12 protein-coding genes, 1 tRNA gene and 1 pseudogene are annotated in these 10,185 nt (G+C 62.1%); 9 read left to right on the forward strand and 5 right to left on the reverse strand.

The genetic code is table 11. From position 1 onward, the window contains the following. Positions 1–124 precede the first annotated feature (124 nt). Positions 125–198: transfer RNA gene (locus tag Q0O95_RS11630), tRNA-Val, on the forward strand. Positions 199–400: 202 nt separating this feature from the next. Here the strand turns inward: Q0O95_RS11630 and Q0O95_RS11635 are convergent. From Q0O95_RS11635 to Q0O95_RS11645, 3 genes are read right to left on the reverse strand one after another with little or no spacing between them, the layout of a single operon-like run. After that, positions 401–1,282: an alpha/beta hydrolase gene (locus Q0O95_RS11635; RefSeq protein WP_293698784.1), complete on the reverse strand. Its 882-nt coding sequence runs from the start codon at positions 1,280–1,282 to the stop codon at positions 401–403. Then, complete coding sequence (locus Q0O95_RS11640) at positions 1,279–2,202, reverse strand: alpha/beta hydrolase (protein WP_293698787.1); 924 nt, start codon at positions 2,200–2,202, stop codon at positions 1,279–1,281. The genes Q0O95_RS11635 and Q0O95_RS11640 overlap by 4 nt, the downstream gene beginning before the upstream one ends. Continuing rightward, a complete protein-coding gene (locus tag Q0O95_RS11645) occupies positions 2,199–2,909 on the reverse strand; it encodes a TetR/AcrR family transcriptional regulator (RefSeq protein ID WP_293698790.1) in 711 nt (236 codons plus the stop codon). The genes Q0O95_RS11640 and Q0O95_RS11645 overlap by 4 nt, the downstream gene beginning before the upstream one ends. A gap of 1,100 nt (positions 2,910–4,009) precedes the next feature. Here Q0O95_RS11645 and Q0O95_RS11650 point away from each other — a divergent pair. The 5 genes from Q0O95_RS11650 to Q0O95_RS11670 all read left to right on the forward strand — a co-directional run bounded on the left by Q0O95_RS11650 (position 4,010) and on the right by Q0O95_RS11670 (position 6,991). After that, positions 4,010–4,705 carry a hypothetical protein gene (locus Q0O95_RS11650; RefSeq protein ID WP_293698793.1) on the forward strand — a complete coding sequence of 232 codons (696 nt, stop codon included), beginning with the start codon at positions 4,010–4,012 and terminating at the stop codon, positions 4,703–4,705. Between the two features lie 59 nt (positions 4,706–4,764). Next, positions 4,765–5,169, forward strand: coding sequence for a DUF1992 domain-containing protein (locus Q0O95_RS11655; protein ID WP_293698796.1), 405 nt, complete (start codon positions 4,765–4,767; stop codon positions 5,167–5,169). A gap of 42 nt (positions 5,170–5,211) precedes the next feature. Continuing rightward, the gene (gene soxR, locus Q0O95_RS11660) at positions 5,212–5,697 is read left to right on the forward strand and encodes a redox-sensitive transcriptional activator SoxR (protein ID WP_293698798.1); all 486 of its coding nucleotides are present in this window, start codon (positions 5,212–5,214) and stop codon (positions 5,695–5,697) included. A gap of 158 nt (positions 5,698–5,855) precedes the next feature. Beyond that, the gene (locus tag Q0O95_RS11665) at positions 5,856–6,470 is read left to right on the forward strand and encodes a superoxide dismutase (protein ID WP_293698801.1); all 615 of its coding nucleotides are present in this window, start codon (positions 5,856–5,858) and stop codon (positions 6,468–6,470) included. Between the two features lie 5 nt (positions 6,471–6,475). Then, positions 6,476–6,991 (forward strand): flavin reductase family protein, encoded by a 516-nt coding sequence (locus Q0O95_RS11670; RefSeq protein ID WP_293698804.1) that lies wholly within the window; start codon positions 6,476–6,478, stop codon positions 6,989–6,991. A gap of 9 nt (positions 6,992–7,000) precedes the next feature. Here the strand turns inward: Q0O95_RS11670 and Q0O95_RS11675 are convergent, their stop codons facing one another. Then, positions 7,001–7,435, reverse strand: coding sequence for a hypothetical protein (locus Q0O95_RS11675; protein WP_293698806.1), 435 nt, complete (start codon positions 7,433–7,435; stop codon positions 7,001–7,003). 152 nt (positions 7,436–7,587) lie between these two features. Here Q0O95_RS11675 and Q0O95_RS11680 point away from each other — a divergent pair, with 152 nt between their 5' ends. Beyond that, positions 7,588–8,751 (forward strand): sensor histidine kinase, encoded by a 1,164-nt coding sequence (locus Q0O95_RS11680; RefSeq protein WP_293698809.1) that lies wholly within the window; start codon positions 7,588–7,590, stop codon positions 8,749–8,751. Continuing rightward, complete coding sequence (locus Q0O95_RS11685; protein WP_293698812.1) at positions 8,748–9,422, forward strand: response regulator transcription factor; 675 nt, start codon at positions 8,748–8,750, stop codon at positions 9,420–9,422. The genes Q0O95_RS11680 and Q0O95_RS11685 overlap by 4 nt, the downstream gene beginning before the upstream one ends. A 16-nt stretch (positions 9,423–9,438) precedes the next feature. Here Q0O95_RS11685 and Q0O95_RS11690 read toward each other — a convergent pair whose 3' ends face one another. Then, positions 9,439–9,936, reverse strand: a complete 498-nt coding sequence (locus Q0O95_RS11690; RefSeq protein WP_293698815.1) for a winged helix-turn-helix domain-containing protein — start codon at positions 9,934–9,936, stop codon at positions 9,439–9,441. A gap of 58 nt (positions 9,937–9,994) precedes the next feature. On the opposite strand from Q0O95_RS11690, the pseudogene Q0O95_RS11695 reads away from it, so the two are divergent. Continuing rightward, positions 9,995–10,185, forward strand: a pseudogene (locus Q0O95_RS11695) (hypothetical protein); the annotation flags it as partial.

Here is a 10,185-nt window from a genome sequence, read left to right on the forward strand (position 1 = left end):
GGGTGACGGTCGCGAAGGCGCCGCACACGGCGGCGGCTGAGTGATCTGGGCCCTTCGTTGTTTTGCCTGCAGTGTTTGCCTGTTCGAGTTCGCGGTTGCTGGTTTCGTGGTTTAGAGTGTTCTCGGGCCTATAGCTCAGTTGGTTAGAGCGCCACGTTTACACCGTGGATGTCGGGGGTTCGAGTCCCTCTGGGCCCACAATGAGTTTGGGGACGGCGCCGCAGGTGTCGTCCCCAAACTCATCTCTGGTTGCTGTGGCTCGAATCCCGCAGGGGTTCGGGCGCTGCCGCCAAAGGACGCACTGCGTCCGGCGCGGTGGCGTTCGCGAGGCGGGCGCACACGGCGTCCTCCCGAGCGATCTGGGCCCACAATTGTGAAGAGCCAGGTGATGTGCGATGGTTCAGTCGTCGAGTACCGTTCGCTCCGGAGGTGTCTCGGTCAGGAATTCGCGAACTGTCTTCGCGTATTCGATAGGTCGTTCGACCGGCACAAAATGACCGGCTTCTCTGATCACCGCCAATTGCCCTCTTGGCGCGGCCGCGGCTGCTTGCCTCGGGTATTCCAGCGGAACCGCCGAGTCGTTCTCGCCGTGCACGAATAAGAGCGGCTGTGTGAGCTTGTGGATTCTGCTCATGAAGTTCGCTCGATGGTGGCGGGGAGCAGTTTCGAAGCGATTCCAGTCGCAGAACATGTGACCACGGTTCGCGCGCTTGATGAGAAGCTCCTCGGCGGCGAGATCGGCGAGAGCGTCGATTTCTGTAGACGGCACATAGTCGGCGAACGGGACTTTCGTGCGCACCCACTTCCGCATGGACTGCGCAGACATGCTCCGGCTGATCAGCCAGGACAGCGGAGTGCGCAGCGAAAGCCAAGCGAGCTCATGGCTCTCCAGCCGTTGCTGTAGTCCTCCGGTCGACGTCAATACCAGGCGCTCCACCCTGTCTGGCTGCCTGAGGGCGTAGCCCAGTGCAGTCGCCGACCCGAGCGATAGGCCGATGAGAGTCGCGGACGTCAAGCCCCAATGGTTCATCATCGCAGCCAGCATGTCCTCCTGGCCGCGCTGGTCCGCGCGTCCGCGCCACGGCCAGCTCAATCCGTGTTTGGGATGATCGGGCACGAATACGCGGTGATCGACAGCGAGATCCTTGGCGAGTCGGTGCCACATCCAGTCACCGTTGTCGATGCCGCCGCCGTGCAGCAACACAACCGGAGGCCCTTCGCCACCGAATGTGCGGTAGTGGATAGTGCCGTCCGGTAGTTCTACAGTGCGGTGTCTGATCATTCGAGATTCTCCTCTATCGCGTTCTCGGCTGATGGCTCAGATGATTCCTCGAAGACCTCGGTGAAGAAGTCACGGATGACCTCATTGAGCTCGTCGGGGCAGTCGTACGGAACGATGTGCCCGGCTTCCGCGATGGTGGTTATCCGAGAGTTCGGGGTCGCATCGTGTGCTGCGGCGATCGCCGCGGGATCGATCGCTCCGTTGCTACGGCCCGCCACTATCCAGAGGGCGGGCGAAGTCAGTCTGTGGAGAACCGGGGTGCTGTGATACCGCATTCGGAAGGCGCCGAATGACTCGATCTGCCAGTCATCGAGGGCTTTCTCGCCGTGCAGATGCTTCCTTCGAGCCTCTTGCATCGCCAAGGCTATGATCCGTTCGAAACCGGGCGTGGCGGGGCCTTTGGTCAGATGGCCGCTCATGCTGGAGCGTAGGTATTTCTCCGAGCGTGCCAGCAACCAGGTGCTGAGTCGCAGGAGCCGGGGGAGCCGCTGAACCGCCCAGATCGGGAACTGGTAGGGGCGCTTCCGCTCCACCCCTCCCGGTTCGATAGCGACAAGCGCGCTGACGCGCGAGGGATGGGCAAGCGCGAAGCGGTGCGCAATCCCGCCGCCCATCGACAATCCCACGAGCGCTACTTTGGTGAGGCCGAGCTGATTGAGCAGCTCGAGGATGAATCGGGTGAAGAACTCGTCACCGAGCACGCCCTTCCAAGGCCGGCTGTCGCCGTGGCGTGGCAGGTCCAACACATAGACCCGGTGTTTGTTCGCGAGTTCAGGGACGACGTCGTGCCAAACTCCGTGAGCGGTGTCGAGCATGGCGCCGTGCAGCAGCAGGACAGGTGGCCCGGATCTGCCTGCCCTGTAGAGGCGGACGGGGCCGCCGAGCACATTCAGGTCGGTTCGGGAATCGAATTCCGTCATCGGTTCTCCCGGGGCTGGTCGCCCGAGCCGCTGGTGCGCAGTTCATCGAGCTGGTTTTGGAGTCGATCGAGCATGGCAAGCTGTGCTCGCCGACTGGCCTCGGTGTCGACAGGGCGATTGGTAGCGAGACCTTTCCCGACGAGGTCGGCAAACATAGCGACCGTTCGGCGTAGCTGTGCGTCACTGTCTACCTGGATGGTTCCGGGCGCATTGAGAAGTCCGAGTGTGAACACGCTGAGCATTTGCGAGAGTACCTGCGCATCAGTTCGTGCGGCAATGACCCCGGCCTCCTGCAGGGCGGTGACGTATTCGGTCAACCAATCGAAGCGCTGTCTGTACCGGCCGTCATGCACGGACTGGACATGGTCGCCGAGGACGCTCGCATCGCCCAGAAAGAACGCGCGCATGAGGGGATCATCCAGCAGCGCGTCGATGGCGAACTCGTAGATGGTCGGTAGATCGATTGCGGCGTGAGCTGCCATCACTCTCCGATGTACGGCTCGGCTCAGGGCTCGCATGCCGTCGGCGATGAGGACGTCGAGTATTGCCGCCTTGTTCTCGAACTCGAGGTAGAAGGCGCCTTTTCCGACGTCGACCCTGCTCGTGATGTCAGCCACTGTGGTTGACGGCCAACCTCGTTCGAGAGCGAGTGCACGGGCGGCTGCTAGCAACTGGGTCCGTCGTTCCGGGATTCGCGGGCGGGGCATCGATCAACTTCCTGTAGTGACCAGAAGCGTCTATAGAGTCACTACAAGGTAACACGAATCCACGCGGCGAATGCAGGAGTGTTCAGGCGATCATTGCCGGCGCGTCTCATAGCAGCGAAACGAACCGCCTCGCGGAAGAAGTCAGCAATCGTGTCAGGAGTATCGAAGTCACCGTCAACAATGCGAGGAGATATGACACCTTTTCGCAACACTGGCTCAAGGCCGTCCCGGGTGAATACTCGCTCGACCATGGCTTGGAACTGGGCCACACGCATCGCGATTGACTGCCCATGTCGTGATGTTCCGTGCAGTTCAGCGGGGCTACCCGCTCTTTTCCACATCGAGGTCTATGCGTCGTTGGAAGCTCCGGAGCAGCGCAGTGCAGCAGCTGTCGCGGCTGGAGGCACGGTCGTGCATGACAGTACGGCTCATCTTTTCACCGTCTTTTCGAACGATGAAGGCAATAGGAGCATTCGCAGTCTGGTGCCCCAGTGGCACGCCTGGATCGCTCTTCGGACGCGACACGGGGCTCTCCAGTAGATTCAAAGGCATGTCTCTGCGCCCGCCGAAAAGACACTTCCGCGACTCCTCAGAAAGATGGGAGGATAACGGCTGTTCGGTTTGCCGTGGCTACTGGGCCGGGTCCGAGCGTCGCGAGGACGTCCCTCAGCTACTCGGAGCAGCTGAAACGTACATGGTCGATGTCTACCGGTGTCAGTTGTGCGGTGCCTACTGGGAGGCCGGGTTCGTGAACCCGCGAGAGATTTCGTTCGCCGCGGCTCGTGATCGGCTTCCGAATCTAGACGATATCGAAGCTGCGCTCGGCTGGAGAGGAGAGTAGACCGAGTCTGTTTCGGGAGCGCAGGAAGCGCACGAACACGGGTAGCTCTCAGCAGCGCTGCTGAGGCAGAGCGAGAGCCGGGCAGTGCCGTCGCGTCTCTTCCTCAATTCCGGGTTTCGGTTCTGGCGCTCAGTCCGATCCGCGCTATGCCTGGATGATCCGCAGACCTGTCAGCGTGACCCGCTACACTGCGGACGAGCATTGACTCATGTGCGATTGGAGAAAGCGGATGCGTACGCGATCGAGCGCCGGAGAATCGATGAGATTGCGCTTGCGAACGTTGGCAGCAGGAACTGCCATCGGCTTGTTGACGCTGACGGGTGCGTCCGGGTGCGTGTTCCTTCCCGGTACGGCGGACTCACCGGATGTATCGCCCGAAGGACAGGTCCACTTCGCATGCGCCCTTGTTGCGCACGTCAGTGAGGAACGCGGCGACGTAGGCGGGTGGGTGTCCTTCGTCGGTGAGGACGCCGATCCCGGCGCATCGGAGCTGGCAGCCGCAGCGAGTCTGGTCGGTGCTGTTGGCGGGTACACGTTGCCCGATTATCCCGAACTCTCGGAGAGCGGGGTCGTGGTGATCCAGGGCATCATGACCATCGACGGAGCCGCAATCGAAGACGGGCTCAACCAGATGATCTCGGCATGCGAGGGTGTCGACACGGATGGGCAAGCTGATGTTTCCCAGGGAGGGCAAGGCGCCTATGCGTGCGCTCTGGCCGAATACGTGATGGAGGAGCACGGTGAACCCCATACATGGGGAAGCATCGGTCAGGAACCGGCGTGGCACATGGTGGGCAGCGTCGGTGCGCTGTTCGGCGGTGCCAACGGATACGTTTTGCCCGGGTATGAATCACAGGCCGAATCCGGACTCAATCTCGTCACTGCAGTCGGCCGCCTTGATTCGGGGACAATCGTCGCCGAACTGGGGTCGGTCGTTGCCGAGTGCGACGACTGAGCCAGCGGCGAGCAGACAACGACGCGGACTCGATTACAACGGCGAAGAGGGACTCGACCATGGGTAGCATGGAATGGAATATGGCCGACCGTCAGATTCGCGAGGCCATGGAACGCGGTGAATTCGATAACCTCCCGGGATCCGGAAAGCCTCTCAACCTGCAGGGGTCGAACAACCCCAACTGGTGGATAACCAGAAAGATCGAATCGGAGAATCTCGAGGGGATCGCTGAGGTCGGCGCTCCCGGGGTGCTGGCGCTGCGCAGGGAGGCGAGTCGATTTCCCGAGTCACTGCTGGACGAGCACGATGAAGAAGCGGTCAGGGCGAGACTCGAGGACTTTAACGCTCGCGTCAAGCGCGACCGCCTGCATCCGGACCTCACGCTGCCGATCCCTGTCGTTGCGCCCATGATCGACATCGATGACATGATCGCCGCGTGGCGCCGGCTCAAGAACGCGCGCTGAATACGCAGATTCGCTACCCCTATCATCAAGTACAGTCGAAGTATGGACGCCCCGAGCACTTCGAACGAAGACCTCGAGGATGCCGACACGCTCCTGACGATCGGGGAGCTGAGCAGCCGTTCGGGAGTAGCCCCGTCAGCGCTGCGGTACTACGAGGAACTGGGGCTTGTGGGCTCTGTTCGTACGGCGGGGAACCAGCGTCGCTATCCACGGCACATGCTGCGGCGTGTCTCGTTGATCGCAGTCGCGAAACGCTTGGGGATACCGCTTTCGGATGTCGAGGAGGCTTTCCGAGGAGTACCCATGGAACGAAGGCCCAGTCACGAGGAATGGCAGAAGGCTTCGCGCGCATGGAAAGGCAAGTTGCAGGAGCGCCGGCGTAGCTTGGAACGGTTGGAGCACGAACTGACCGGATGTATCGGCTGCGGCTGTCTGTCGATGAAGGCGTGCGGATTGCTCAACCCCGGTGATGCTCTTGGTGAGCTCGGCGCAGGCCCGAGACGTCTCGAGTACGACGAGGGTTCGTAGACGACGATTGTAGGGCGGAATACTCCGCATCGCAATCGGGTTGACGTAAAGAGCACTTGAAGTTCTAATGTGGAAGTTGGGGTCACCGGCCCGCGCAGAGCAGGCGGGACGCCTCCGTAAGGAAACGGACCACGAACCTGTGAAAGGACACCGCACCGATGAGCGAATACACACTGCCGGAGCTGGGCTATGACTATGGCGCACTCGAGCCGCACATTTCCGGGCGAATCATGGAACTGCACCACTCGAAGCACCACAACACCTATGTGACGGGGCTGAACACGGCGAAGGAGAAGCTTGCGGAGGCTCGCGAGAACGGGGACTTCAGCACGACGCCGAAGCTGCTCAAAGACCTGCAGTTCAATCTCGGCGGTCATGTCAATCACTCGATCTTCTGGAAGAACCTGACGCCGAATGGCCAGGGCCGACCCGAGGGCGAAGTCGCCGGCGCGATCGACGAATACTTCGGTGATTTCGAGAAGTTCCAACAGCAGTTCACTCAGGCCGCCCTCACGATTCAGGGTTCTGGCTGGGCCATGCTCGCGTACGAACCGGTTGGCAGCAGCCTTGTCATCGAGCAGTTCTACGACCAGCAGAATGGGGCGCCCGTTGCGACGGTGCCGCTGCTCATGCTCGACATGTGGGAGCACGCCTTCTATCTCGACTATCAGAACGTGAAGCCCGACTACGTCAAGGCGTTCTGGAACATCGTCGACTGGGAGGACGTCGCGACTCGTCTCGCGACGGCGCGGTCGTCGCAGCTGCTGCCGTAGTGGGTATGGAAGCGAACGAGGAGGTCTACGAGGCGTTCTCGCGCTATGGCAGTGGGCTCACGCTCGTGGGTGTCCGGGACGGCGATCACGACCGATTCTTCATCGCGGCATCGGTCATGACCGCCTCGGTGGACCCGTTCGCGCTGGCGGTCTCGGTCGGTTCGGGCCGAGACGCGCTTCCGTCCATGGCTTCCGGCGCGTCCTGGACACTCTCGGTGCTGGCGACCGCTCATCGCGGTCTCGTCGAGGAATTGACGCGCGACTCGTCGCGCGAAGAGCGCCTGATGGCGCTCGGAGCTGCCGGCGCAGAGGCGTCCTCCTCGGGAGGGCTGTGGCTGCCGGATGCCCTCGCGGCATTCACCTGTCGCACGAGCAGCGTGACGCCGGTCCACGACCAGACGCTTGTCGTCGGAGAGGTCGTGGATGCGAGTCTCGGCACTTCTTCGGCGCCGTTGCTGCGCTGGAATCGTGCCTTCGGAACTGCCGGGCCTCTCGTGTCTCGATCGGTGACGCCCGGTTGAGGAGGTGGCTCAGGTCGCCGGGGGAGTAGCTTCCTGTTGCTCTCGGCCCCGCGGGCTGCGCAGGTGTTGAACCAGCATGGCCAGTGCACCCGCCGCGAGACCCCATGCAGCGTTGAGCAACAGCATGGGTACGATCGCGATTGGATTGGCGAGCGGGCCCTGCAGTTCTCCGTTCAGGACGGGGGAGAGGATCCCGCTCAGGGCAATCGCGAAAATCGCGTAGGCGGTTCCGGCGAACGACAGCGTGAGCAGAGGCGACTCGTTACGGCTGAACCCGACGATCGATATCCAAGCCGCGGAGACGAGAATCGTCAGCAGGATCGGCACGCCGGGTAGCAGCTCGGTCCCTGCCTGCTCTGCGACGATGCGGGTCAGCGGTCGGACGAGAGCCAGGATCGCGAGCCCCACGATGAGGGGCCAGTGCAGAGTTCGTGTGGTCATCATGCTGTCGAGAGTAGGGAGATGCCTGGCTCGAGGCATCCTCCCCAGTGCGTGATGGCAGTCGTCCCGGCACGGATCGCGACTACGTCGAAAGGCGACAGGTGAGCCGACTTTCGGAGCGTGACCGACTCGAGTGCGCTGCCTAGACTTGTCGTGTGACTTCGCAGCAGGAGGAAGAACGACTGGCTTCGTGGGCCATTGATACGCTCATCGCCGGCGGTGTTGCTGTTGTTCTCGGCATTGTCATCGCGCTGTCGCAAGCGGATGCGGGAGAGGCACCGAGTCTGCTTGCGTACGCTTTCTCTACGGGCTTCGGGGCTATTCTCCTGCTCCGCAGGCGGTTCCCGCTCACGGTGCTGACCGTCAGTATTCTGGGCGTGTTCGTCTATTACATTCTGGAGTTTCCAGCCATCGGGGTCGCGTTGCCCGTCACGGCAGCACTCTTCTCCGCCGCGGAAGCAGGGCGCACTCGATGGTCGATCGCTGCGGGCGGATTCGTGTTCGCGGTTTCGCTCTTCTTTAGAATTCGTGATGACCCGCAGCCTCTCGGGTACCTACTCGGCCTCGATTCGGTCGTCAATCTTGGGCTGATCGCCGCTGCTATCGCCCTCGGCTTCGGTGTTCGATCCCGACGCATCAGCGTTCGGCAACAGCGCCAGATCACGCGACTTACGCGAGAGCAGGCAGAGCGTGCAGCGGAACTGCGGGTGCAGAGCGAGCGGGAACAGATTTCCCGCGAACTGCATGATTCGGTCGGCCATTCCCTTTCGGTCATCTCACTGCATGCCGGAGCCGGAGGGGAATCCGTAGGCCGAGACGACGGGGCCGCTGCGGACGCCTTCGAACACATCCGACAGCAGAGCAACTCGTCACTCGCGGAGCTCCGATCACTGGTTCGGCTGCTTCGTGCCGGTGAAGACGACAGTCGTCACGTGCACTCTCTCGAAGACATCGAAGCAGTGCTCGAGGAAGCGCGTGCCGCCGGCCTCGAAGTCCAATCTCGAATTGCGATCGAGGCCGCAGAGCTCTCACCGACGGTCGACGTTGCTGCCTATCGCGTCGTCCAAGAGTCGATCACCAACACGCTTCGTCACGCGCGCGCGAAGCGAGTGGCCGTCGAGATCGACAACGCTGATGGCCTCGTCCGCATGTTGATCATGGACGATGGGGTGGGAGCGGGCCCCGAACAGCAAAGCGGATTCGGTATCACCGGGATGGCCGAACGGGTTCGATTGCTCGGTGGGACACTCGAAACGGTCACAGCACAGGGGGAGGGATTCACCGTGAAAGTCACGATGCCGACGAGGCTGACATCATGATCACGGTTGTTCTCGTCGACGATCAGGAGCTCGTGAGGACCGGTCTTCGATCGATCGTCGAACGCGACGAGGACATCCGCGTTGTTGCGGAGGCTGCGGACGGGCGGGCCGGAGCCGAACTTGTTCGTCAGCACCGGCCCGACGTTGTACTCATGGACATTCGGATGCCGCGGCTCGATGGGATCGGAGCGACCGAACTCATCGTGCAGGACCCGAAGCTCGCGCATGTCCGCGTGGTCGTCCTCACGACGTTCGACGAAGACGAGAACGTGCTCGCCGCGATCCGGGCCGGCGCTGCCGGCTATCTGCTCAAGGACATTGCTCCGCATGAGCTTCGCGAGGGGCTACGCGTCGTCGTGGCAGGGGAGTCGCTGCTGTCGCCGTCGATCACCAAGAAAGTGCTCGGTCACCTCGGCGAACGCATCGATAGGACGGTGCGGCCGGAACTGCTGGATGGCCTGACGGAGCGGGAACGGGAGGTGCTCGAACGAGTTGCGAGAGGAGCTTCGAATGCAGAGGTCGGAAAGAGCTTGCACCTGAGCCCTGCGACGGCGAGGACGTACGTCAGCAGACTGCTTGCCAAACTGCACGCGCGGGATCGTGCACAACTCGTTGTGATCGGCTACGAGTCCGGTCTCGTCAGCCCGGGAAGCGAAGCGGATTCGCATTGAAACCTGAATGTGAGCGCTAGATCTGACCCGAAGGCGAGGTCCTATCCGGATGGAAAGCGGTGAACAGCGAGTAGGGCTCGCCATCGGGATCCGGCCCGCGCTGTTTGAACTCCTCCGCGAGATCGTGCAGGCGCTGCTGAAGCTCCTCTCGATGCTCTCGGTTGAGGCGAAGCCCCAACCAGGTCGTGTTCAGGAGGTCATCTGGACGGAGATCGGCGACCTGCTGCGTGAAGACTTCGAACAGCACGCGTGACTCACGGGGCATCGGCGTATTCCAGGACAGCCCCGTTGCGCGGTAGGGCACCTCCCTGGCGCCTTGCGTCCCCGCACGCTCAGCCTCCTGCTCAAGGAACCCGGTGCGGACGAGCGTACGCACGTGATGCAGCATGGTGCCGGGATTGGTGCCCAGCAGCTCAGCGAGCTCCTTGTTCGTGCGCGGCTCCTGGCAGAGGCGCAGCACACGTAGACGCAGTGGTGAACTCAGTGCCCGCATCCGCTCCTGCTCCGTGCTCATAGAGGCATTCTAGCGAGAGCGATTGACAAACCTCAACCAGTTGTACAGACTGATTGACATGTCTCAACCAGAAGGTGGTGACCACCACGAGCATCTCGAAGCGGGTGTGATGTCCTCCGGTGCTGCTCAACCTACGACCGATGAGGCAGATGCGTCGCGTCAGAGCGAGTTCCTGCGGGGAAACGTCAGGGGAAACAGCTCGCTCTGGCGCGACGGAAACTTCCTCACGATGTGGAGCGGCCAGGCGCT

This window comes from uncultured Agrococcus sp. (assembly GCF_945915485.1).
Lineage (GTDB): Bacteria > Actinomycetota > Actinomycetes > Actinomycetales > Microbacteriaceae > Agrococcus.